Raw genomic sequence first — 23,917 nt, 5'->3', positions numbered from 1 at the left:
ACCGAAGCCCTGAACCGTCCGGACCGTGTCGCTCATTCCAAGAGCGCCGCACCCCGTCGGTGGAGGCGGGTTATAGGGCCCCAATACAGACCTGTAAATACCTTTTTGAGAAAAAAGTGCATTTAATCGTCTTTTTTACAAATAACGTTGATTTTCAATCCATTAGAGATATCGCGCCATCCAACCACAACAATCAGAACCACACGGCAGACGGACCATTGGTTGAAAAAACGCGCTAGAACGCCTGCTTCAAGCCCGAAAGACGGGATTTACCCCCTGCCCATCCGGCACAGAAATCAATGGTGATTCGCATAAACCATCCACATATCTTCTGATGCAGTGCCAAAATCAGGAGCCGAACATACATATATATGTCGCCCGAACTCCCTGCAGGCAGTAGGTTAAAGGTAACACCGACAAAATGGTGCAAAAGCGAATATGTGAACCTTTCCTTTACATTATGCCGTAATGATAGGCGCAGACATCTATGCCCGATCACGGAATACGGGCATCAGGGGACCGAGGGAAGATCATGAGACTGCGACAATATCTTATATGTGCTGCTGCGATTGCAGGGCTTTCACTGGCGGGATGTTCCGGTAACAACCTTGTACCCAATACGACGTCCGATGGCAGCAACTCGGGCAAAGGGGGACAGCCTGTACCGTCCTTCACCCAGTTCACTGATATTCCGATGCCATCGAATTCGTCACTGGATATGGATCGAAGCATCATTTTCGGGGCATCCGATGCCTGGCATGGGCGCCTTGTCCTCAATGCCGGTGGCTCTCAGGCCCAGATGTATGATTTCTATGAACGCGAAATGCCGAATTTCGGCTGGAGCAAGGTCACCGTGGTACGTGCCGATATTTCGGTCATGGTCTATGACCGTGAAAACCGCGTTGCGACCATCAAGCTTACAGGCGGTTCGTTTGCTGGATCCGTTGTCGATATCACGGTTTCGCCGAAAGGTTGATCAGCCGCACATCGCAAAACAGCAAAAAATAAAGGGTGCCATCGGGCACCCTTTTTTACTGGTCGCATCAGATTGCTGATCGCCTAGCGCGTCCCGAACAGACGGTCGCCCGCATCGCCCAGTCCCGGCACGATATAAGCTTTTTCATTAAGCTTCTCGTCAAGGCCGGCGGTATAGATCGGAACATCAGGATGCGCATCCTGAAAGACTTTGACACCTTCCGGGGCGGCAACCAGCGCCATGAAGCGGATATCCTTGTCGGCAACACCGTATTTATTAAGCGTATCGATCGCGGCCACAGCCGAATTGCCGGTTGCCAGCATCGGGTCGACCAGAATGAAGGTACGGCCTTCGACTTCGGGCAGCTTGACCAGATATTCGACCGGCATATGGGTTTCGGGGTCACGATAAAGACCGATATGGCCGATACGGGCCGACGGCATCAGTTCGATCAGGCCATCAGCCATCCCCGAACCTGCACGCAGGATCGGCACAACGGCGAGCTTGCGGCCCTGAATGATCGGTGCCTTCATCGGGCAAATCGGCGTCTGGATGTCTTCGAAACTCACAGGAAGTTCGCGGGTAATTTCATAGCCCATCAGAAGCGCGATTTCCTTGAGCAATTGCCGGAAGGTTTTGGTCGAGGTTTCGACCTTGCGCATGTGGGTCAGTTTATGCTGGATCAGCGGGTGGTCCAGAATGTGAAGGTTCGGGAAATCCTTGTGCGTGCTCATATTTGCCAGCCATCCTGTCTTGGGCGGCAGCCATCCGCATTCGGGGCCGCCTCTGTATTTCAGCATTATTTCAGCTCTGGGCCTACCGCCTAAAGGCTTTGTCCAGTGATGGCAAGTAGAATGCCGCAAACAGGGGACAAAAACAAACCCGTTAACGGCAAAATTGCCATTGCCCCCGATCTGTCCAACCAGACCGCACGCCCGGAACGTTTTGAACAAACACAAAACGGGGCGATACATTTCTGCATCGCCCCGCCAGATCATTTAAAGATCACTTTATATATGTATGGGTCTAGTTGACTTCGCGGTCATTGGGCTCGGCCCGGACCGGGAACCCGTCAAGGGCATGATCTTTCTTGATTTTGGCCGCGTCATCACGGGCTTCCTTCAGCGTCGCGAACTTGCCGATACGCACGTAATACCAGGCACTGTCATCAGCAGCCCCGCGTACGACCACCGCGACCGAAAGCCCCTTCTTGCGCAGTTCTTCTGCACGCTGGCTGGCATTTTCGTGCACCTTGAACGCACCGACCTGAACCGAGAACGGCGTTTCACCGTTGGTTGCAACTTCACCAGCACTTGCCGGTGCCGCCGCAGGTTCGGCTGCCTTGGCCGTTTCAGCCACAGGCTCTGATGCCTTGGGTGCCGGGGGCGCCGGGGGTGCCAAAGGTGTTGGGCCGACTTCGGCCGATGTGGCCGCGGTTTTTTCTTCGACGACCGGCGCAGCAGGCGCGTCCCCTGCATCACGGGATTCGGCGACATCACGAATTTCAGGAGCGGAAAGAGTCCCCGTCTCTTCCAGATTAGCAGATGCGGTCATTTCAGATGCCGCATCAACTGCTTCACCGGTTGTTTCCGCGACGTCCTTTTGTGCTTCATCGACAGCATCGTCGAGGGCTTCGCTACGCTGGGCGATCAGAGCCCCAACCGGGTCATCGCTTTGATTGGCGATCTCGGCGGCAGGTGCCGGAGGTTCGGTCTGCGGGACCGGTTCGGAAATCACAGCGGGCTCTTCGGGGGCGGTTGCAAGCATTTCAACCGGCGCCTTTTCGATTGAGGCACCTGGCGCGCCTTCATCGGAATCCATAAACAGTCCTGCGCCCACCAGCATTCCGGCAAAGAACAGGACCAGACCAAGCATACCGGCCCCTGTGACAAGGCCAAGAAGGGTTTTGCGATCCATATCAGCTATCCGTGCATTAAAGTTTTGCCGATCACCAGCGCGAAGTCCTGCGCGCCCGTTGCCATCACCATGCCCGTCACGGCCATAGATAAAGGCCGGTAGCGGCGCGTCCTTTTGCTCGGGTTCAGGTTGCTGATCCGGCTCGGGCGTCGCATGCAAATCGGGTTTGTTGGTTTGGTCTTCGCCAACCATGAACTTGGCCATCCTTCACGACATCATTGTGACTATCGTTTTGTAACCGCCAGCACGTTTATAAAACGCTAAAGCCGTTCAATCGCCAACACTGCACTTTATATAGAGCAAAGTTATGGCAGGCCCGGTCAGGGATTCAGCAAGAAAAGACGGATCGGAAATCATGGCAAAAAAAGGAGGGCTGGTATTAAGCCCGGCATTGTCCCGCACAATAAACCGGATACCAGCCCCCACAAGTGAGAGAGATCGACCTTCGGGGAGAGAGAGAGTCCCGAAGATAATGGTCATCAGGCACGCCATGTCAGCCTGATGACCGGTCGCAAACGACATCGCCGTCTGCATTTGACAAAAACAGTCATAGAGCATCCAAAATGCAATTGCAAACGATTATCACACACATTCGCAAACTTTTTCCCTGAATTTCAAACCATTGGCTTTTCTCGCGCCCTGATTGACACCATCTAAAAGAGAACATCCCCCATTCAAACACATGAAAATTGCAGAATTTACCGCAGGTTTTAGCGGTTTCTTTCAACTAAAAGATTGTTTTCCAATTTCAGCTCTGTTTGGATCATGAAAACTACTCTCAAGAAGTAGACCAGGTGGGAGCGAGACACCGAGACAAGACAAAAAGAAAAAAACGGTTTGCTCTGGAGTGATGAATATGACGGGAGATAAAGCCGCAAAGACGGCTATTGCAGGAGGTGCAACCAGCCTTCTGACGTTACGGCGTATTTTGCTTGTAACGGGGTTACTGGTTTCAGGTGCTGTTACATGGATGCTGCTTTGGACGGGAGATACCTATCGCAATTTTGCTGTTGAAACGCTGAATAACTCGGTCAGCGGAACGGTCAATTTCTTTGTCGGATCGCGTGTGGCGGCCGACTATGCCGACAAAATCACACCAATTGCCAATGAATGGTCACGTCTTGGCAGTCTGGTGAAAAGCTATCAGGAAAATGACCAGACACGCATGAAGGCAGAGCTCGATATTCTGTCAAATGCGCGCGAGGTGGTTCAGGGCGATATCAATCTGATTGACGCCATCGCCTATGACCAGGACTTCAACCAGCTCGCCACATCAAAGGCCAATCTGGGATCGAGCGCGACAGATGATGCCGACGTCAAAGCCTTTTTGACAGGTCGAGACAAGGGTGAAGCCCGCAAACCGGCAAGCTTCATGTGGACCACGCCCGAAGGCCGCCCGGTCTTCAGCCTGATCCTGCCGGTCGGCGGTTTCCGCGCGGTTGGCTATCTTGAAGTGATCACCGATCCGCTGCCCACACTTGCAGGAATTGGCAAGGTTCTGGGCGGGAATTTCCAGATTCTCGATAAATCCGGTGCCGTGCTTTTTGAAAGCCTTGAAGACGGTGCTGCCGATGAGGGCGGTGTGACCCTTCCGGCAACAGAAGATGCACAGGAAGGTATAGCTGCCCCTGAAAGCGGAACATCTGAAGGTGCCAAGGACAGCATATCGGCAACACACCGCGCGGCTGTTGACGTTGCCATCAGTGACGGTCGCGGCGGAATATGGGCCGAAGCGGTGTTTGACCGCGATATTTCGGACTTCTATGCCCAGACAGATGATCTTCGGACATTGTCGATTGAAATCCTGATCGGAGTGCTGCTTGCCGCATGGATTGCCGGCTGGGTTCTGTTGCGAACGACGGTATTTCGCAATCTGCGGGCCTTTGCCCGTGCCATGACGTCGATTTCCGAAGGCGACACCAATGTCAGTCTGCCACAGGTCGGCAGTGACGAAATCGGCGAGATGAAGAAAGCCCTGATTGCGCTGCGGTCCTCGGTACGTCAGGCATTGATCCTGCAAAACATGGTCGAACACACCCCGACCATGACTGCATTGATCACGCCAGACGGCGACGTCGGATACCTTAATGCCAGCGCCCAAGACTATGTTGGTGGCACGGCAAGCACGGTTTCGGGGGATTTCCTTGAACTCGGAACGGACTTCCAGTCCCGCCTGTCCAATCCCGATAACCTGCCCTTTACCGAAATCATCCGTAACAAACGCGATTATCTTGAAATTCTGGCAGCCCCGGTTCGGGATAAGGATAATGCGCTACTGGGCACCATGCTGGCATGGAATGCGGTGACCGAACGTGAGGAAAGCAAGATCGCCGTCACCGAAATGATGGCCGAGGTTGCCCGTGTTGCCCAATCGGTAACCGAGCAGTCCGAAGGCCTTCTTGAACTTGCCAGCGAGTTGACCGACCAGTCGCAAAATACGGTTCAGCAATCTGGCGGGGCGCTTGATGTATCGCGTGAAGCCGCATCAAACACCCAGAATGTCGCCACCGCGGTCGAGGAACTTTCATCCTCGATTGCCGAGATCAACCGTCAAGCATCCGAGGCATCCGATGTGACCGGACGGGCACAGAAGGAAGCCGAGGAAAGCCAGCGCAATATCGGATCGCTTGAAAAGGCCAGTTCCGAGATCGGCTCGATCATTGATCTGATCAACGATATCGCGCATCGCACCAAGCTTCTGTCGCTGAATGCGACAATCGAGGCAGAACGTGCCGGTGAACTTGGCAAGGGCTTTGCCGTCGTGGCCAACGAGGTCAAATCGCTGGCCGATCAGACTGCAAGTGCGACCGGGCAGATTGGCGATCTGACCACAGCAATCCAGCAGGAAGTCCAGAAAGCCGCCCAGTCGATCAGTACGGTTGGAGACGTCATCCATCAGGTCAATGACATCCAGTCGACCATTACGCATTCGGTCGATGAACAGCGCCGCGCAACGAGCGAAATTTCCGAAAACGTTCAGCGCATTGCCGAGGGTGCCGGTTCGATGGATGAGATGATCCGCTTTGTAAATGAAGGGGCATTGGGGACCGGGCGCAATGCCCAGGACCTTAATACCGCAAGCCATCAGCTTTCCGAGATGGCGCGCAACCTTTCTGACCGGATGCGGGAATTTAGCGAACGCATGAAGCTGACCTGATCAGAGGCTGGTATCGTTCCGGCAAAAAGGGCGGCTCCATCAGAGCCGCCCTTTTCTATTAATGCCAGTGATTACATCGCGCGCCTAGCTTGCGATTGATTTCGAGGCAATTTCATAAAGATCGCGCGAGATTTCCGGCTTGGCCAGAACGCGTTCGAGTGCCGCCTTCATCAAGCTCGCACGTTCACCATCATATTTCGCCCATGTGCCCAGCGGTGCACACAGGCGTGCGGCAACCTGCGGGTTGATGTCATCAAGTTCGATCAGACGATCAGCATAGAATTCATAGCCCGATCCGTCCTTGGCGTGGAAGGCGCGCGGATTGCCCATGGCAAATGCGCCGATCAGTGAACGGACCTTGTTGGGGTTGCGCATGGTAAATGCCGGATGGCTCATCAGATCCTTGATACGTGCAAGCGTATCGTCGCGTGATGACACGGCCTGAAGGGCAAACCATTTATCAAGAACCACACCATCCTTGGCAAAGCGTTCCTCGAAATCGGCAAGCGCCTCTGCCCGGCCCGGATGATCAAGATTGTTCAGCACCGAAAGAGCGGCCATCTGATCGGTCATGTTGTCAGCCGTGCGATATTGTTCTGCGGCAAGATCTGCATATTCGCCCTTCTCGCTTGCCACCAGATAGGCAAGCGAGGCGGCACGCAGCGCACGCTGCCCTGCCGAGGTTGCATCCGGGGTAAAGGCCGCGTTCGAGGCATTCTGATGGTAAGTGTTGGCAAGATCGCCCATCAGACCGAGACCGATACGCTTGCGAAGCGCCTTGCGGACCTGATGGATGGCTTCGGGGTTTGCCGGTTTGCGTTGCTCGGACAGGAATTCCTCGCCGGGCAGCATCACGGCATCGGCGCGAAACGCCTTATCAAGGTCATCATTCATAAGCGTTGCGCCCATCGCCGCGATAAAGGACGCGACACCGTCGCCCTGCGCATCAAGGGCGGCATCGGCATCGCCACCATTTTCCTCATATGCGGTAATGGCCGACAGCATCAGGCGGGTTGCATATTTCTGGCCTGCTTCCCAGCGATTGAAGGCATCGGAATCATTGCCCATCAGGAAGACCAGTTCTTCATCAGGCTGATCGGTCATGACATTGACCGGGGCCGAGAATCCCCGGTTAAAGGACACTACCGGCTTCTCGGAAACACCGTCAAAGACGAATTCCTGACTATCGCTGGTCAACTCAACCATCTGTGCCACCAGATCGGAACCATCAGCACCAAGAAGACCAATGGCGATTGGCATATGGAGCGGCTGTTTGTCCGGCTGTCCCGGGGTCGGTGCAGTCTTTTGCGAAACACTCAGACGGAACTGTCTGGCATCGGCGTCATAGCTACCTTTCCAGGTCAGTTCCGGCGTACCAGCCTGTGAATACCAGCGTTTGAGCTGTGTGAAATCAATGCCGTTGGCGTCTTCCATTGCCTTGGCGAAATCATCACAGGTCACGGCCTGACCATCATGGCGGTCAAAATAAAGATCAATGCCCTTACGATAGCCATCCGGACCCAGAAGCGTATGCATCATGCGGATCAGCTCTGCACCCTTTTCATAGACCGTGGCAGTATAGAAATTGTTGATTTCCATATAGCTGTCCGGGCGCACCGGATGGGCAAGCGGACCGCCGTCCTCGGGGAACTGGCGGGCACGAAGCTGGGCGACATCCTTGATGCGCTGAACCGGGCGGGACCGTTGATCAGCCGAGAATTCCTGATCACGAAAAACGGTCAGACCTTCCTTGAGCGACAGCTGGAACCAGTCGCGACAGGTCACACGGTTGCCCGACCAGTTATGGAAATATTCATGCGCCACAATGGATTCGATCAGTTCGTAATCCATATCGGTTGCGGTATCGGGCTTGGCCAGAATATATTTGGCGTTGAAAATATTAAGGCTTTTGTTTTCCATCGCCCCCATATTGAAGTCCGAAACCGCAACGATGTTAAACAGATCAAGGTCATATTCCAGACCATAGACCTCTTCATCCCATTTCATCGACCTGATCAGGCTGTCCATCGCGTAATCGCAACGGTCTTCATTGCCATGTTCAACAAAGATGCGCAGCGCGACCTTGCGGCCCGACATGGTGACAAAACTGTCTTCGACACAGGCAAGATCACCAGCCACCAGCGCAAACAGATAGGACGGTTTGGGGAACGGATCTTCCCACACGGCAAAGTGACGACCACCGTCAAGATCACCGCTATCGATCAGATTGCCGTTTGACAGCAAGACCTGGCAGCTCGTCTTGTCTGCATTGATCGTGACCTTATAGGTCGCCATGACATCGGGACGATCCGGGAAATAGGTAATGCGACGGAAACCTTCGGCCTCGCACTGGGTGCAAAAGGCACTTTGCGAAACATAAAGGCCTTCAAGCCGGGTATTGTTGGCGGGTGAAATCTGGGTTTCGATTTCGGCGATGAAATTAGATCCCGGTGCGGCAAAGCGCAGCCCTTCGGCATCGACGCCAAAATCGCTTGAGGCCAGTCGCACCCCGTCAAGGGCGACCGAAAGCAGTTTCATATCTTCGCCATGCAGGAAAACCTCGTCCCCCTTGCCGGTGCCGCGCGCAGGATTCGCAGCAATAAAAAGCCGCGATTTGACATTTGTGACGTCCCGTTCGAGATCAAAAACCAGTTCGACCTTTTCTACAAAAAAGTCAGGTTCTTTATAGTCTTTACGGTGAATCACTTGCGGCTGTTCAGACATTTGTGAGTCCTTTTTCCCTTGGGCTGCGCGGTTTTGGAACGGATTGTATAAAATCGCCAATATTGCAGCGCAGTGTCGTTTGTCAGAACTGAATTTCGGTCATTCATTTAACTGATAGGATAAATTTCATTTTTCCTCAAATGCGGAGTTTACGGCACCTGTTTTAGTATGCATAATCCCAAACGGTGGCGCGAGGGGGGCCAAAGTTTCACATTTCGTGGGGCGAGAGTGATCTTTGGTTTCCCTCAACCTTCTGCGCATAATCCTTGCTTGCAGAACGTCGCTTTCCGGGTCGCAGACATACCAAAATCAAATTATCCCAACATTTTCTCACCTAACACTTTGTGAGTTCCGATTGATCGGGATAGAATAATCGCGACCTGTCAGGGAAATAACATCCAGGGGATACTCGCCGATGACCGAGACTTTCCAGATTCTGATCGCTGATGACCATCCGCTTGTACGCGGGGCCCTGAAACAGGCATTATCAACAGAACTGGATAACGTTACGGTCTATGAGGCAGGAAGCCTGTTTGAAGCGATTGAACAGATCGAAGCCCATAAGGGCGACATTGATCTTGTCCTGCTTGATCTTCATATGCCCGGCATGAACGGTTTTACCGGCCTGTTCACATTGCGCGCATCCTATCCCGATATTCCCGTTTCCATCGTATCTGCCAGTCAGGAACTTCCGGTGGTGCGCCGTTCGATTGAATATGGCGCCTCGGCCTTTGTCCCGAAGTCAGCACCGGTCGACCAGATCGGGCTTGCGGTGAAAACCGTTCTGGATGGCGGCATGTGGATGCCCGACTGGGCCCGCGAAGCCATGGAAAACGGACCTGCCGATGACGAGGCCACCGGTCTGGCCGAGAAAATCGGGCAGCTTACCCCACAGCAGCTTCGTGTTCTGAACATGCTGACCGAAGGCAAGCTCAACAAACAGATCGCCTATGAGCTTGATGTGACCGAAGCCACGGTCAAGGCCCATGTATCAGCCATCCTGCGCAAGCTTTCGGTCCATAGCCGCACACAGGCCGTGATCATTGCCCGCGAATTGCAGCTTCAGGAACCGGCAATCGAGGCGTAAGGCAAACCCGCCTTAACCGCCAAATCTTCCTGCCCCCAAAGCCTCCTGCCCTGCCAATTTTGGAGCTTTGCTGATCCCCTCAGGGGATCAGAATCCCCTTGGCTGTGGCCCTGATCGCACCGGATACTGCATCAATTGCGGCATCGTCGCTTAGTGCCCGCGCAACCGTCAGCCCGCCAATCAGGACCCCCAAAAATGCCCAGGCCTTTTCAAGGCGCTGATCTTTCGGGAATTGCGGCAATCCCCCGGCAATCAGTCCGGCAATTGTTTGCATCTTTCGATCATAAAGCGCACGCGTTTCATCATCTGCCCGTCCCATTTCCGGTGACAGGCTGGTCATCGCACAGCCGCACGCCAGATCATCGCGGTGCGCCCGGCCCAGATAATATTCGATAAAGGCATCGGTCCAGCCATCGCCAAAATCACGCTGGAATCGGGGGATGCCATCAATCACTTCATCAAGACCAAGATCAAGGGCCGCGCGAAACGCCCCGTCCTTTGATCCGAAATGGGCATAGAACGCCCCCGAGGTCGCATTGGCCGCCTTGGCAATGCCGTCCACCCCGACCCCGGCAAAGCCCTTTTCCCGGAAACTGCGGCTTGCAGCATCAAGAATGTTTCGCCGGGTTTCTTCCTTGCGCGTCTGGTTTTTGACCATGCGATCCTCAAAAATATATCGACCGTTATATTTTTAATTGACAGCGGCCCAATTGTCGATCACTCATTTATATAACGATCGTTATATTTACTAACCACATGGATCAACCAACATGACAATCGGTCCGAAACGACCTTCGCTGTTCATGCCTGAACCCGGTCATTACCCCGACCGGCGGGCCTTTCTGAAACAGGCTGGCACGGGCATCGCCCTTGCCGGTAGCACCCTTCTCACCCCCGGCCTTTTGAACGCTGCAAGCAATGCCAAAAACGGAGCCACCCCGATGACCCAGAACGCTTTTGTCTATACCGAACTTCAGATTTCCGCCCCGTTTGATCAGGTTCCCTGGCAGGCGATCAATGACAAGATCAAGGCCCTGCCGGGTTTCATGAACAAGACCTGGCTATCGGGGCTTGGCAACAATTCCGCTGGTGGCATCTATGCCTTTGACACCATCGAGAACGCCCAGAAATTCGTCACCGACTATTTCCCGGCAGAAGCACGCAGCTTTGGTGTTGCCCAGACCACGCGTATCTTTGATGCCGTTGCCACACAGGAAGCCAGCATCGACATGAATTCGGTGCATTATGGTGCCCGCCTTGATCAGAAACCCGCGGCCTTCGTCTATACCGAGGTGCAGCTGAATGTTCTGCCATTTGACAATGGCCCATGGCGGAAATTCAACCCGATCCTGAAGCAGCAGCCGGGCCTGATGGCAAAAACCTGGCTGAGCGGTCTTCACACCGGAACGGTCGGGGGTTTCTATGCCTTTGATTCCATCGAAAATGCCAAGAAGTTCGCGATTGACTATTTTCCGACGGAAACAAAGCAACTCAATGCCGCCTTCTATACCCGTGTGTTCGATGCCACCCCGACCGAGGCCGCCAGCATCGATATGGCGTCACCTTTTTATGGCTGATGCCATCGGTCTGAACACAGACCAGACCTGATACGAACCGGGCGCATCATTCCATCGATGATGCGCCCTTTTTGATGGAACAACCCGGCATAATCGAACGTTATTGATACGGACAGCTGCCGCATGCATATCGCCCGGCAGAACAAGGCCGGAGCAACATATGAGCGCCCAAGGTGCCGCAAACACATCAAACGACACCAGTACCGGAAACAGCCGCAATGCCACCACAGACGGACCAGCAACCAGAACCGCATCCACACAGGCGCGCGCACTGGTCTATCGCCGGGCACGCACGATATCGGTGATTGGAAGCTTTGCCATTCTTGCGCTTGGCTGTCTTTATGTTGCGCAAAGTCTTTTGCTGCCGGTGATCCTGGCTTTTTTGCTGTCACTGGTTTTCTCGCCACTGGTGCGCACCCTGGCGCAGTTTCGTATCCCGCGCAGCATCAGTGCATTTGCCATCGTTCTTGGCCTGAGCGCATCGGTCATTGCCGGTATCTATGGCCTGAGCGGCCCGGTATCAGGCTGGATCGACGAAGCACCACAGATCGAAAAGCAGCTGCGCCTGCGTCTTGCCGATCTGAGCGAGCCGCTTGATAAACTCCGCGATGCCCAGCAACAGGTCACAGAGGCCACCGACCAGAATGATGGTGACGACAATGTTCAGAAGGTCGTTGTCACCGAACCTAACCTGATCAGTCAGGCCGCCGAAGGTGCGCCCGATATCCTTGCAGGTATTGCGATGATGCTGGTGCTGCTTTTGTTTATCCTGTCGGCCGGGGATCTTGTTTATGAAAAGCTTGTCCGTGCGCTTCCGACCTTTGGTGACCGGCGCAAGGGGCTTCGCATTGCCCATGATATCGAACGCGAGGTATCGCGCTATCTTGCCACGATCACGGCGATCAACATCACGCTTGGCATCCTTGTTGGCAGCCTGATGGCGATTATCGGCCTGCCCAATCCTGTGCTTTGGGGAATTGCAGCCGCGGTTCTGAATTATGTGCCAATTCTTGGTGCGCTGACCGGGATTGCGATTGTTGCCATTGTCGGGCTGGTATCAATGCAGACCACGGGCGAGGCGCTTTTGGCCCCGGCGCTTTATTTTGCCTGTACCGCCCTTGAAGGTCAGATCATCACACCGGCCCTTGTCGGCAATCGGCTTCGCATCAATTCGATTGCCATCATTCTTGCCGTGGCATTTTGGGGCTGGATGTGGGGTGTGGTCGGTATTCTGGTGGCTGTGCCACTTTTGATCGTGACCCGTGTGATTGCCAATCATGTTGACGGGCTTGGCGGATTGCGTGAATTGCTTGGCCCGCACAATCACGGCAGCAATGGCAATGCACTGGCCCACACGGGCTAAAAACCGGGTTCCCGATATCCTGCTTACAGATGATGGCATTGCGCCTATGCGGATGCCCCTTGCCAAAAGCGGGCATCGCTGCCACCTTTTGCCAATGTCAGATCAGGTCGAAATCCTTATTCATGATTGCCTTGGTGTTGAAGCCGTCCGCGCCAGCACGCGCCACAGCTTTGCCAAGCACAGCCATGAAACATTCGGGATCGGGCTGATGTTTGCAGGTGCCCAGAAATCCGCATCCGGGCGCGGCATGGTCGAAGCCGGGGCTGGCAATATCATCACGGTCAATCCGCGCGAAATCCATGACGGCCATCCGATTGGCGATGCGCCGCGTTCCTGGAACATGCTGTATTTCGATCCATCGGTGATTGCGCAAGCCGCATCGGACCTGCCCGGCGGAACAAGCGACAGCTATGAATTCAGCCGCCCGGTGATGGATCAGCCACATGTGCGAACCTGTTTTACTGCCCTGTTTGATGCGATCACCCACGGGACAGAGGCCGCAACAAAGCTCCGCCGTGATGAAATGCTTGTGCTGCTGCTTCATCACGCCCTGCTTGCACCAGATGCCGTCACATCCAGTCACGAAACGCGCCGCGCGGTCGCCAATGTCCGGATCAAGCGGGCCCGGTCCCTGCTTGATGATTGCCCTGAACAGGCTCACAGCCTTGATGATCTTTCAAACGCCACGGGCTTGAGCCGCTTTCAAACCCTGCGCGAATTTACCCGTGCCACCGGCCTGACCCCGCATGCCTATCTGATCCAGCGGCGCATTGATCTTGCCCGCGACCTGATCCGGGCGGGTCAGCCGCTTGCCGATATTGCACACAGCGCTGGCTTTGCCGATCAAAGCCACCTGAACCGCCATTTTGTCCGGGCTTACGGCCTGACACCGGGCCGCTATGCCCGTGCTGCTCGGGGAAACTGAGGAAAGCTCACATTTGCGATTTTCGGCACTAAAACCCGCACTGTACGCCGAACCAACATCCTGCAATTCCGTTCAAGAATGCTGTCCGCGCCATCCGTAAATTAGACTGCACCACAGTCAAACAAATGGACGCACCATGATCACCCTGGATTACCTGATCACATCGCTCATCATCGTCGCCCTGCCCGGCACCGGCGTGATTTATACCCTTGCCCTTGGATTGGGACGCGGCATGAAGGCCAGTATCTGGGCGGCTTTTGGCTGCACCCTTGGCATCGTGCCCCATATGGCCGCTAGCATCCTTGGCCTCGCCGCCCTGCTCCATGCCAGCGCGGTTGCCTTTGAAATCGTGCGCTATCTCGGTGTGGCTTGGTTGCTGTATATGGCCTGGGGCATGTGGCACGGGACCGGTGCGATGAAAGTCACCGCCGTTGAGACCAAAACCGGCATCGCCAAAATCATCCGCGACGGCATTTTGCTGAACCTTCTCAACCCCAAACTGTCGGTCTTCTTCCTCGCCTTCCTGCCACAGTTTGTGCGCGCGAATACGCCCGACACCACAGCGGAAATGACCCTGCTTGGCCTGATCTTCATGGCAATGACGTTTGGGGTGTTTGTGATTTACGGGTGCTTTGCAGGGGCATTGCGCAGCCACATCATCGAACGCCCGAAAGTCATGAGCTGGATTGGCAAGGGGTTTGCCGGGGCGTTTGTTGCGATGGGGGCAAAGTTAATGCTTACATATCGCGAATAAACGACGTCACTGTTCTACACAATGCCATGCAGTTTGTCTTCTTATCCACCGTCTTGCATCAGTCTTTAGATACTAAAGATAACTCACAACGCGTTAATTACTCTATTCGACCTAATGTTCATGACGACGATATGTACACAGAATGTTTTGCTTTCCCCCACTTTCCGCACACGCGTTTTGGAACTCACTAAAATCATCTACCCGCATATAACACTATGATTCTCCAGAATTATTATATAAACCCTCCAAGCTAAGAGTGTTTTCACCACGCACTGTTACTTTCACAAGCGGTATTGAAGGAATCCCAAGTACTACAATTCCTTCGCACTCGAGGCCTTGGCTTTGACCATTTTAATTGGTTCCTCAGATTGTGCACAGCCTGCTCATAGCCTACCGGATTGGATGACCAGCCATAGAAATGCTGCAAATATAATTTCGCTGCATTGTTTCCCGAGATTAGCCCTTGCAAATCCCTAGGAACACAAACGGTAGTCTCAAAATAACTCACAAACAATGTCGCACTTATTTTAGCTATATCCCGTTGGGACACCTCCATTTCCGGGGGAAAAGTGTTCCAGTCTGAACGCATTTCCCTGTAAATTTCCGAAAGCATCGTCTGATCGCAACTGCAATCTGCATACCCCTTGTCCAGATAGCAGACATCATGTTGAAAACATATTCGGTCCAACCAATCTACGGCACTAGTTATAGCGTTTGGATCATTAAACACACCATCATCAGCAGGATGTCCGGGGCCACAAAAATTCCCGTACAAGGGAGCTGAACAACCAGAAACAATTACCAGAAACAGAAATAAGACACAGCGCATAAATCACCCTTAAGTAGATCAATGCGCAAAAATTTATACTTTTAGATGCACCCAGACAATAAGATTTTCATAATATACATAGTATCACTCCGCCGCATCACTGCCCAACCGGTTCAACGCTCGCGTCATCAACGCCCGCAGCTTCGCAGGACGCAGCGGTTTGTTGAGCAATGAGAACCCCTGTTCGCGGATCAGGTCGGCGGTTTCGGTGGAGCGGTCGGCGGTGATGATGACGCCCGGAACGTTAACGCCGTGAACATCGCGAAGCCGGATCAGGACTTCAAGCCCGGTCCGACCGGAATCAAGGTGGTAATCAGCAAGGATGATATCGGGGACGAAGATGCCCTTGCCCGGTTCTGATCCGGTCAGGAGGTCTTCGGCGGCACGGGCCGACTGTGCGGTTGCCACGACGCAATCCCAGTTGCCCAGCATCGCATTCATGCCATCAAGGATATCGGGTTCGTTATCGATACAGAGCACACGCAAGCCACCCAACTCGCCCGCCATGCGGCGTTTGGGTTTGGGCACAAGGCTTGTATCGGCAACACCCAGCGGCACTTCGACCGAGAAGACCGTGCCACGACCGGGGCGTGAGCGCACCGACACCGGATGACCAAGCGACTTGCCCAGACGATCGACAATCGCAAGGCCAAGACCAAGCCCCTTTACATCCGTGGTTTCCGGGCCATCAAGGCGATGGAATTCGCGGAAGATGATTTTCAGTTTGTCTTCAGGGATGCCCGGCCCGCTATCCCAGACTTCGAACTGCAATTTATCACCGCGTACACGGCACCCGACCACCGCCCCGCCAGTGCGCGTATAGCGCATGGCATTCGAGATGAAGTTTTGCAGGATACGACGCAGCAATCGACTATCACTGCGCACCCAAAGATCGCGTTTATGCACCCGGAAACTTAGCCCCGCATTTTCGGCAATCGGGCCAAATTCGGTTTCAAGTGCGCCCAGAACATCATTGATCGCAAAGTCACGGATGGTCGGTTGCATCGCGCCGGCATCAAGCTTGCAGATGTCCAAAAGCTCGTTCAGCAGTTCCTCGACCCCCTTAAGCGACAGATCGACCTTGCCCACCAGATCAAGCACATCCTCGGCCAGTCCCTGTTTACCCCCCAGAGCCACGGTAAACAGGCGCGCAGCATTAAGCGGCTGCAACAGGTCATGGCTGGCGGCGGCAAAGAAGCGGGTTTTGGTATCGTTGGCGGTTTCTGCCTGTTCCTTGGCAACGGAAAGCTCGGAATTGAGGACTTCAAGCGCGTGCGTTCGTTCGGTCACGCGGGCCTCAAGCCCCTCGTTGGCTTCCTTAAGGGCCTGCTCGGCGGTCTTGCGTTCGGTGATGTCGTGATAGATGCAGAAATAACCCAGCACTTCGCCGGTTTCATCAAAGTGCGGGATATAGGTGCCCTCGGCATAGCGGCCTTCGCGCACCCCCTGAATGCCGCGTTCGTCATTGCGGTTGCGCGTGATCGCCGGGAACTCGATTTCAAAGCTTTGACGATATCCCTTAAGGACAAGCTCGATCATCGGGGCAAGATGGACATAGCGTTCCTCGCCGACGGCCTCGCTGACTGACATGCCGTGGGCCTCAACCCGGCGCAAACCAAACATCCGCTCATAGGGGCGGTTGGTAAAACGAAGACGCTGGTTTTTATCGGCATAGGCGATCATTACCGGAATATTATCGGTGTAAATCCGAATGTTGCGTTCACTTTCGCGAAGGGCTTCTTCGGTGCGCACGCGCGCGGTGATATCGGCAATGGTGGCCACAAAGCCGCCATCGGGCATCGGGTTGGTGCGAATTTCAAGCACCATGCCGTCAGACCGCTTGCGTTCATAGGTGTGGGGAAGCCTGCGCATCTGGGGGGCTGCATTGCGGCCCAGAAGAATATCAATATCGACCGACCGCATTTCATTGTCCCGGCAAATCCGCACCAGTTCGGACAGCGGCAAGGTCACCTGAATATCATTGGTGGCTATGCCCAGAAGATCAATGAAGCGATGGTTCCATGTCGCCAGGCGCAGGTTCTGGTCAAACACCCCGACCCCCTGGGAGATGTTTTCAAGGGTATTGAGCAACAGGTCACGATTGAACTTGATGGCCTCGGACGCCTCGTCGAGAAGCTCCATCGCATCGCGGCGCGACACGGCCTTGTCAGGCAACAGCAACGCCATCACCACGCGCGACGATGCCGCCCCCACCGCACCTGACAGAAGATGTTCGGTAAAGCTTGCGGCATCGACATCGGCAAGGTCGGAACGCTTTGGTTCACCGCCGCGCGATTGCAGGTAATTGCGAAAGGCGCGCTGTGCCCAGTGTTTGCCAAGGAAGCGTGCGGCCAAATCTTCGAGGTCGCCAAGGGTAACGCGCCCCATCCAGGTATCGTTGCGCGCCTTGGTATTCTTGCGCCAGACATCGACAAAAACCTGGGCCTGCCGACGCTGGGTGACGCCCTGCACACCAATCGCCGAGCCGACAAACATCAGAACAAAATTCACCCCAAGCGACCAGACAACACCGTGGGTCAGATGATCAGCAATCCCGACGCCCAGAAGCGCCTGTGGATTAAGGATGGCGATCCCGAACGGTCCGTCGGTCAGGAGGGATGCCGGAAGCAATTCGCCTTGGACAAATACCGGCAGCAAAAGCGTATAGGCCCACAGAACAAAACCCGACAACAGGCCAAGTCGCACCCCGGTTCGGTTAATGTTCTTAAGATAGATCGCCGCCAGAACAGCGGGACCAAATTGCGCCATGGCGGCAAAGGACAGCATGCCGATATCGGCCAGCGCATATTTTTCCGACAGGAACCGATAGAACCCGTAGGCCAGAAACAGCAGCAACACCACCGCAGCCCGGCGGATTTTCAGCAATACCTGACTGACATCGCCCGCCATGCGGTTTTGCAATTTTTCCGAGCGCAGCAAAAGCGGCATGATCAGGTCGTTACAGACCATGGTCGATACCGCCACACAGGACACGATCACCATGCCGGTACTGGCCGAAAGCCCGCCGATAAAGGCAACCACCGCCAGCCAGTCCTGCCCGCCCAGAAGCGGCAGGGTCAGAACGAATGTATCGGGATTGACCTGCGGATCGCCGCCAAACATGAACAATCCGGCCACCGCAATCGGCACAACAAAGATATTGATCGCCACCAGATAGGCCGGAAACAGCCAGCGCGCGCTGACAAGATTGCGGCTGTCATCATTTTCAACAAAGGTCACATGGAACTGGCGCGGCAAACAGAACATCGCAAAGGCAGCAAGCAGGGTCGCAATGAAGAAATGCGATGTCAGCCAGGTATCGGGGCTGAAAAGTTGCCGGACGGCGGGGTCGGACAGTGCGCGTTTATTGATATCGGCAAAGCCGTCAAACAGGCCATAGACAACAAAGAACCCGACCAGCAAAAGCGCTGCGAGCTTGACCAGACTTTCAAAGGCAACGGCCAGAATAAGCCCGTCATGATGTTCGGAGGAATGGATGTAGCGCACACCAAACAGGATGGCGAACACCGCCATCAGGATCGTGACATAAAAGGCCGTGTCCTTGGAAAAGTGCCCGGCGGAATGACGCACCACCTGTTCGCCCAGCTCGCCGATCAGCACATCAAATGACAGCGACACGGCTTTAAGCTGCAACGAGATATAGGCAAGCACGCCGACCACGGCGATCAGGGCAACAAGGGCAGCCAGACTTTGGCTTTTGCCATAGCGAGATCCCAGAAAGTCGGCGATGGATGTGATGTTCTGTTGGTGGCAGACGCGCGCGATCTTGGTCATGATGCCAAAACCAAGGATCATGACAATCAGCGGACCAATATAGATCGGAAGAAACGCCCAGCCACGCGTTGCCGCCGTCCCGACCGAGCCGAAAAAGGTCCAGCTGGTGCAATAGACCGCCATCGAAAGCGCATAGATCGTCGGCTTAAGCCGGGATGCGCGCCATTTATCGGCATATTTGTCACCATAATGGGCAATGGCAAACAACAGACCGATATAGGTCATGGCAACGATAAAGATCAGTCCGCCCTGAAGCATCCGCGCATAGCCCTTATTATGACCACCAATTCAGGCGGTTAGGATATTCTCTTATCGGGGACTATACCACGGCGGACGAATTGTCTAAAACGACGCAAATTCAATTCAGACGAAATATCAATGGAAGCGTGGTTCAGATGCCTTCTGATTATGGCTTTTACGCCGGAATTTTGCGTTTTGTCGCAAAGAAAACCGAAACCGATGATCGCGAAATCCGCGTCATGATGGGCCATCTGGCCGGGATTGCCGATGCCATCGAACAATCAGGGCGCTTCATGATCGAACGCGACAATTGCGAAAGTGCCGCGCGCGCCTTTGCCGGTGTTGCCAAGTTCCTGCAGGAACGCATCCTGCCCGAGGCACTGAATGCCGGAAACGAAGGTGCGGTCGAGCAGCTTAAATGGACGATTGAAACATCGCTTGTCATGGCAGCCGAACTGGTCAAGCGCCCCGCGAACGAGGAATTCAAGGATCAGGACAGGTTCACCTTTGACCTGCCCGCCACCCCGAATGCCCCCACGGTGCATTGATCTGGTAGCAGCAGACAATTTCAGGACGTTTGATCAGGGTGCCTTGGCACCCTTTTCTTTTGCAGCAGCTCAAGACGGCCCGGCTTCTTCGGCCAAAACGCGCATATAGGCCGACTGAAGTTCTTCAAGGACTGATTTTTCCGGGGCCGGTTCCCCCAGATGGATATGGCGCAACTCATCCATAAAGCCCTGCCACATTGCCGGGCCGCCTTCTTCAAGCAATTGCGCACGGATCGCCAGTTCGCGCGATACCGGCATATGCCGACGCCCCCACGCCCCCATCTGCACAAGAAGCGGCACCAGTTCGATGGCGGGCCCGGTCAGGCTATAGATCGATTTTTGTGCGTGGTCCGGGTCCGAACGCTTGGACAAAAGTCCCTCTGCGACCAGACGTTTCAGACGTGCCGAGAGGATGTTTGAGGCAATGCCCTCTTCGGAGGCGCCAAGCAGTTCGCGGAAATGACGGCGATTGCCAAACATCACATCGCGAATGACGATCAGGCTCCAGCGATCCCCCAGAATTTCAAGCGTCAGATTAATCGGGCAACCGGAACGATGGTCCATTCTTGGCATCCTTTTTCACACTGGTTGCAAAATAGGACCAGTTTTGCTAAAAGACAACTGATTGCATTATGCAATCAGTTTTATCTCCACATCATCCCGGCAGGAGGCGCACATGCCGATCACATTCTATGGCCATTACTTCTCGTCCTTTTGTCAGAAAGCGCTGATTGCGTTTTACGAACACGGACTGGACTACACATTCCGCGAGATCGATTTTCAGAACGACGAAATTATGCAGGAACTCGGTGCTCTGTGGCCGATCAGGAAGATGCCGGTAATTGTCGATCAGGACCGCACAGTTATCGAAAGCAGCATCATTGTTGAATATGTCGATGAACGCTATCACCGGGACTTCCGCCTGATCCCGCAAGATGCCGACCGTGCGATTGAAGTTCGGTTCATGGACCGATTTTTTGACCATTATGTTGCGACACCGCAGATGAAGCTGGTGATTGATGCGATGCGCTCGGAAGGAGAGCACGATCCTTATGGTGTTGCCAAAGCCAAGGTGATGCTTGAAACATCCTATGCCTGGCTTGATGAAAAGATGAAGGATCGGACTTGGGCCATTGGCAACGATTTCACCCTGGCCGATTGCGCAGCAGGGCCGCATCTTTTTTATGCGCACTGGAGCCATCCGATTGATCCGCGCTTTGAAAACCTTCGCGCCTATCGTGACCGGTTGATGGCGCGCCCGTCCTTTGCCCGTTGCATCGAGGATGGCCGCTACTTTCGGGAATTTTTCCCGATTAAGGGCGTCAAAATGGATTAACCGGGGAACCTGCAACCCGCCCGGAACCACCAATGCAAAAAGGCCGACACCCGATGGTGCCGGCCTTTGTCATTTCTGCAAGATCAATCAGCCAGGCTGATTTGAAATTACGACGCCTGTTTGGCAAATACGTTGGCGCGCTGGATCAGTGCGGTTGCTTCGAACTCTTTGCCATAAGGGGCTGCCTTTTTGGCGAAGTCCATCAGCGATGCATAGATGCGGCCATTGAGGTCATTCTTGCCAGCGATTTCTTCAATCGCTTCCTGGGCAGCACCGGCAAAGGCATTGATCAGATCATCATTGAAATGACGGATCTCGGTGCCCTTGGCGAGAATTGCCTGATAGGACTGAACGTTGTTGAAGGTGAAATCAGACAGGGTCTGTTCGACATTGGCCTGTGCGGCAACGGCGACGATTTCCTGAAGGTCTTCTGGAAGTTCGGCGAACTTGTCCTTGTTGATAAAGACTTCGATACCCGAACCCGGTTCGGCGAATGCCGGGGTGTAGTAATATTTGGCAACCGATGCCAGACCGAAGGCATAATCATTCCACGGACCGACCCACTCGGCGGCATCAATCGCACCGGACTGCAAGCTTGGCAGAATGTCGGCAGCAGGCAGAAGCGACGGGGTTGCGCCCAGACGACGCATGGCTTCGCCACCAATACCTGCATAGCGGACTTTCAGGCCTTTAAGGTCGTCAACGGAATTGATTTCCTTATTGAACCAGCCACCAGCCTGAAGGCCGGTATTGCCTGCGAGGAACGGCTTGACGTTGAACTGCGCATAAAGCTCGTCCCAAAGCGCCTGACCACCGCCAAAGCGCAGCCAGCCCGAAAGTTCCCACGCCATCAGACCAAACGGAATGGTGGTGAAGAACGAAACAGCCGGGTCCTTGCCAAACCAGTAATAGGGCGTGGAGTGTGCGAGATCGGCAACGCCCTGCTCGACCGCATCCATGCATTCAAGTGCTGGAACAAGTTCACCTGCACCGTAAACGGTGATGTTCAGACGACCACCGGACATCTTGTTGACGCGCTCGGCGAACAGTTCGCCATTGGCACCAAGACCCGGTGTTCCTTTTGGCCAGGGCATAACCATACGCCAATTGATGGTTTCATCGGCTTTAACGATGGCGGGCGCAGTAGCAGCGGCAGCAAAGGCACCGGCAGCAACGCCTGCGCCGCTCAGAAACTGACGACGTTTCATTGTGGGGCTCCCAATCAATATTGGTGATTTTTTGCGTTAAAAGTCTACGAAGGTAATTTCGTAACTCTGGCTGGCAACAAAGTTACGTTTTTTGGCGTATGCAACAATTCATGTTTGCGGGTAGCTGCATCGCGCAAACTGCATAACATCTACATTTCGTTGATATATTTTCATCCTGAGGTTCAGAAAAAAGGGGCCGCCCGAAGGCAGCCCCTGATCCTTGTGCCCGAATGGGGCACTATTATTAAGGTCAGTCCTAGTAGCCCCAGACCTTTGCACGGTGCAGAAGACCGGTTGCTTCGAATTCCTTGCCATAGCGTGCGGCTTTCTTGACGAGATCAAGATAGCTTGCCGCGATACGCCCCGACAGTTCGTCCTTGGCTGCGATTTCATTGACAGCGGCCTTCGAATGCTCGGCCAGGGTCATGATGACTTCATCAGGGAACTGACGAACTTCGACACCCTTGTCGATCAGCGGCTGATAGGACTGGATATTGTTGAAGGTAAAGTCAGCCAGGGTGTTTTCCGAAATTGCCTGTGCGGCAAAGCGGATGATCGCCTGCAAATCGGCTGACAGGGCATCGAACTTGTCCTTGCCAACAAAGATTTCAAGGCCCGGGCCGGGCTCGTGGAATGCCGGGGTGTAGTAATATTTGGCAACCTGATACAGGCCAAACGCCATATCGTTCCAGGGACCAACCCACTCGGCTGCGTCAATTGCACCGGACTGCATTGCCGGAAGGATCTCGCCCGGCGGGATCATGGTGACGTTGGCACCGGCACGGCGCATGGCTTCGCCGCCAAGACCGGCATAACGCATTTTAAGGCCCTTGAGGTCATCAAGCGAATTGATTTCCTTGTTGAACCAGCCACCAGCCTGCATACCGGAGTTACCGGCATAGAACGGTACAACATTGAACTGGGCATAGGATTCTTCCCAAAGTTTCTGACCGTCGCCAAAACGCAGCCAGGCGGAAAGTTCCCAGGCCGTCAGACCGAACGGAATGGTCGAGAAGAAGTTCAGCGCCGGGTTTTTACCCTGCCAGTAATAAGGTGTACCGTGGGCCATCTCGACCACGCCCTGTTCGACGGCATCCATGCATTCGAACGGCGGAACGATTTCGCCAGCACCAAAGACAGAAATGTTCAGGCGGCCACCCGACATTTCCTTGACCATGGCAGCGAACTTTTCAGCATTGGTGCCAAGGCCGGGCGTTCCTTTTGGCCATGGCATCACCATGCGCCAATTCAGGCTTTCCTGTGCGGAAACAACAGCCGGTGCAGCAACAGATGCGGCAACGACACCCGCGCCAAGACCGGCTCCTTTAAGGAACTGACGACGTTTCATTGGGATCCCCCTAGAATCTTGTGTTTTGGTGGTTTTTTGCGCAACCACCACCCTGCGGAAGGGGATTTTGGCTAAAAGGCGCTTCAGTTTCCACCATTTTTGCCAAAAGCAGGAAATATTTTTTCACCGACGC

At 54.4% G+C, this 23,917-nt stretch carries 18 protein-coding genes; 10 read left to right on the top strand and 8 right to left on the bottom strand.

Annotated elements, in window-relative coordinates; genetic code table 11:
- Together WA318_RS16580 and WA318_RS16575 are read left to right on the top strand one after the other, a co-directional pair.
- The coding region (locus WA318_RS16580; RefSeq protein WP_336082897.1) for a hypothetical protein at window positions 1-239 on the top strand (239 nt) is incomplete at its 5' end.
- Between the two features lie 293 nt (window positions 240-532).
- Entirely contained in the window at window positions 533-976 is a 444-nt protein-coding gene (locus tag WA318_RS16575; RefSeq protein ID WP_114100123.1) for a hypothetical protein, read from the top strand.
- Between the two features lie 83 nt (window positions 977-1,059).
- On the opposite strand, the gene upp is transcribed toward WA318_RS16575, so the two are convergent.
- Window positions 1,060-1,710 carry a uracil phosphoribosyltransferase gene (upp, locus tag WA318_RS16570; protein WP_114100144.1) on the bottom strand — a complete coding sequence of 217 codons (651 nt, stop codon included), beginning with the start codon at window positions 1,708-1,710 and terminating at the stop codon, window positions 1,060-1,062.
- 292 nt (window positions 1,711-2,002) lie between these two features.
- The gene (locus WA318_RS16565) at window positions 2,003-3,097 is read right to left on the bottom strand and encodes an SPOR domain-containing protein (RefSeq protein ID WP_336082894.1); all 1,095 of its coding nucleotides are present in this window, start codon (window positions 3,095-3,097) and stop codon (window positions 2,003-2,005) included.
- 652 nt (window positions 3,098-3,749) lie between these two features.
- Between WA318_RS16565 and WA318_RS16560 the strand changes: the two genes are divergently transcribed.
- A complete protein-coding gene (locus WA318_RS16560; protein WP_336082892.1) occupies window positions 3,750-6,050 on the top strand; it encodes a methyl-accepting chemotaxis protein in 2,301 nt (766 codons plus the stop codon).
- Window positions 6,051-6,134: 84 nt separating this feature from the next.
- Here WA318_RS16560 and pepN read toward each other — a convergent pair whose 3' ends face one another.
- Window positions 6,135-8,774 carry an aminopeptidase N gene (gene pepN / locus WA318_RS16555; RefSeq protein WP_336082889.1) on the bottom strand — a complete coding sequence of 880 codons (2,640 nt, stop codon included), beginning with the start codon at window positions 8,772-8,774 and terminating at the stop codon, window positions 6,135-6,137.
- 415 nt (window positions 8,775-9,189) lie between these two features.
- Here pepN and WA318_RS16550 point away from each other — a divergent pair, with 415 nt between their 5' ends.
- The gene (locus tag WA318_RS16550; RefSeq protein WP_336082887.1) at window positions 9,190-9,861 is read left to right on the top strand and encodes a response regulator transcription factor; all 672 of its coding nucleotides are present in this window, start codon (window positions 9,190-9,192) and stop codon (window positions 9,859-9,861) included.
- Between the two features lie 79 nt (window positions 9,862-9,940).
- Here WA318_RS16550 and WA318_RS16545 read toward each other — a convergent pair whose 3' ends face one another.
- Window positions 9,941-10,519: a TetR/AcrR family transcriptional regulator gene (locus WA318_RS16545; RefSeq protein WP_336082885.1), complete on the bottom strand. Its 579-nt coding sequence runs from the start codon at window positions 10,517-10,519 to the stop codon at window positions 9,941-9,943.
- A gap of 112 nt (window positions 10,520-10,631) precedes the next feature.
- Between WA318_RS16545 and WA318_RS16540 the strand changes: the two genes are divergently transcribed.
- The 4 genes from WA318_RS16540 (at window position 10,632) to WA318_RS16525 (ending at window position 14,480) form a co-directional block, all read left to right on the top strand.
- Entirely contained in the window at window positions 10,632-11,438 is an 807-nt protein-coding gene (locus WA318_RS16540) for a YdhR family protein (protein WP_336082882.1), read from the top strand.
- 160 nt (window positions 11,439-11,598) lie between these two features.
- Window positions 11,599-12,801, top strand: coding sequence for an AI-2E family transporter (locus tag WA318_RS16535; RefSeq protein WP_336082880.1), 1,203 nt, complete (start codon window positions 11,599-11,601; stop codon window positions 12,799-12,801).
- Entirely contained in the window at window positions 12,779-13,726 is a 948-nt protein-coding gene (locus WA318_RS16530; protein ID WP_336082878.1) for an AraC family transcriptional regulator, read from the top strand. Before WA318_RS16535 ends, WA318_RS16530 begins: the two co-directional genes overlap by 23 nt.
- Before the next feature lie 136 nt (window positions 13,727-13,862).
- Window positions 13,863-14,480, top strand: coding sequence for a LysE family translocator (locus WA318_RS16525; protein WP_336082876.1), 618 nt, complete (start codon window positions 13,863-13,865; stop codon window positions 14,478-14,480).
- Between the two features lie 913 nt (window positions 14,481-15,393).
- Here WA318_RS16525 and WA318_RS16520 read toward each other — a convergent pair.
- Window positions 15,394-19,362, bottom strand: a complete 3,969-nt coding sequence (locus WA318_RS16520) for a hybrid sensor histidine kinase/response regulator (protein ID WP_336082874.1) — start codon at window positions 19,360-19,362, stop codon at window positions 15,394-15,396.
- Between the two features lie 137 nt (window positions 19,363-19,499).
- Between WA318_RS16520 and WA318_RS16515 the strand changes: the two genes are divergently transcribed.
- The gene (locus WA318_RS16515; protein WP_114100134.1) at window positions 19,500-19,892 is read left to right on the top strand and encodes a hypothetical protein; all 393 of its coding nucleotides are present in this window, start codon (window positions 19,500-19,502) and stop codon (window positions 19,890-19,892) included.
- A gap of 69 nt (window positions 19,893-19,961) precedes the next feature.
- Here WA318_RS16515 and WA318_RS16510 read toward each other — a convergent pair whose 3' ends face one another.
- Window positions 19,962-20,456 (bottom strand): winged helix-turn-helix transcriptional regulator, encoded by a 495-nt coding sequence (locus WA318_RS16510; protein ID WP_336082871.1) that lies wholly within the window; start codon window positions 20,454-20,456, stop codon window positions 19,962-19,964.
- 112 nt (window positions 20,457-20,568) lie between these two features.
- Here WA318_RS16510 and WA318_RS16505 point away from each other — a divergent pair, with 112 nt between their 5' ends.
- A complete protein-coding gene (locus tag WA318_RS16505) occupies window positions 20,569-21,228 on the top strand; it encodes a glutathione S-transferase family protein (RefSeq protein ID WP_336082869.1) in 660 nt (219 codons plus the stop codon).
- A gap of 107 nt (window positions 21,229-21,335) precedes the next feature.
- On the opposite strand, the gene WA318_RS16500 is transcribed toward WA318_RS16505, so the two are convergent.
- Window positions 21,336-22,436 (bottom strand): TRAP transporter substrate-binding protein, encoded by a 1,101-nt coding sequence (locus WA318_RS16500; RefSeq protein ID WP_336082867.1) that lies wholly within the window; start codon window positions 22,434-22,436, stop codon window positions 21,336-21,338.
- Window positions 22,437-22,692: 256 nt separating this feature from the next.
- Entirely contained in the window at window positions 22,693-23,784 is a 1,092-nt protein-coding gene (locus WA318_RS16495) for a TRAP transporter substrate-binding protein (protein WP_336082865.1), read from the bottom strand.
- Window positions 23,785-23,917 lie beyond the last annotated feature (133 nt).

Origin of the sequence: Thalassospira sp. CH_XMU1448-2 (assembly GCF_037027285.1) — a bacterium.
In the GTDB taxonomy this organism is placed as follows: Bacteria; Pseudomonadota; Alphaproteobacteria; order Rhodospirillales; family Thalassospiraceae; genus Thalassospira; species Thalassospira profundimaris_C.
Note: the sequence above shows the minus strand (reverse complement) of the source record. Positions and strands in the feature narration are given on the sequence as shown.

Excerpts from the sequence above, each read along its gene's own strand:
- WA318_RS16500 (WP_336082867.1), bottom strand. The coding sequence starts at position 22,436 with ATGAAACGTCGTCAGTTTCTGAGCGGCGCAGGCGTTGCTGCCGGTGCC.
- WA318_RS16530 (WP_336082878.1), top strand. The coding sequence starts at position 12,779 with ATGCACTGGCCCACACGGGCTAAAAACCGGGTTCCCGATATCCTGCTT.
- WA318_RS16520 (WP_336082874.1), bottom strand. The coding sequence starts at position 19,362 with ATGCTTCAGGGCGGACTGATCTTTATCGTTGCCATGACCTATATCGGT.
- WA318_RS16535 (WP_336082880.1), top strand. The coding sequence starts at position 11,599 with ATGAGCGCCCAAGGTGCCGCAAACACATCAAACGACACCAGTACCGGA.
- WA318_RS16565 (WP_336082894.1), bottom strand. The coding sequence starts at position 3,097 with ATGGCCAAGTTCATGGTTGGCGAAGACCAAACCAACAAACCCGATTTG.
- WA318_RS16510 (WP_336082871.1), bottom strand. The coding sequence starts at position 20,456 with ATGGACCATCGTTCCGGTTGCCCGATTAATCTGACGCTTGAAATTCTG.
- WA318_RS16540 (WP_336082882.1), top strand. The coding sequence starts at position 10,632 with ATGACAATCGGTCCGAAACGACCTTCGCTGTTCATGCCTGAACCCGGT.
- WA318_RS16515 (WP_114100134.1), top strand. The coding sequence starts at position 19,500 with ATGCCTTCTGATTATGGCTTTTACGCCGGAATTTTGCGTTTTGTCGCA.
- WA318_RS16545 (WP_336082885.1), bottom strand. The coding sequence starts at position 10,519 with ATGGTCAAAAACCAGACGCGCAAGGAAGAAACCCGGCGAAACATTCTT.
- WA318_RS16495 (WP_336082865.1), bottom strand. The coding sequence starts at position 23,784 with ATGAAACGTCGTCAGTTCCTTAAAGGAGCCGGTCTTGGCGCGGGTGTC.
- WA318_RS16525 (WP_336082876.1), top strand. The coding sequence starts at position 13,863 with ATGATCACCCTGGATTACCTGATCACATCGCTCATCATCGTCGCCCTG.
- pepN (WP_336082889.1), bottom strand. The coding sequence starts at position 8,774 with ATGTCTGAACAGCCGCAAGTGATTCACCGTAAAGACTATAAAGAACCT.
- WA318_RS16575 (WP_114100123.1), top strand. The coding sequence starts at position 533 with ATGAGACTGCGACAATATCTTATATGTGCTGCTGCGATTGCAGGGCTT.
- WA318_RS16550 (WP_336082887.1), top strand. The coding sequence starts at position 9,190 with ATGACCGAGACTTTCCAGATTCTGATCGCTGATGACCATCCGCTTGTA.
- WA318_RS16560 (WP_336082892.1), top strand. The coding sequence starts at position 3,750 with ATGACGGGAGATAAAGCCGCAAAGACGGCTATTGCAGGAGGTGCAACC.
- upp (WP_114100144.1), bottom strand. The coding sequence starts at position 1,710 with ATGAGCACGCACAAGGATTTCCCGAACCTTCACATTCTGGACCACCCG.
- WA318_RS16505 (WP_336082869.1), top strand. The coding sequence starts at position 20,569 with ATGCCGATCACATTCTATGGCCATTACTTCTCGTCCTTTTGTCAGAAA.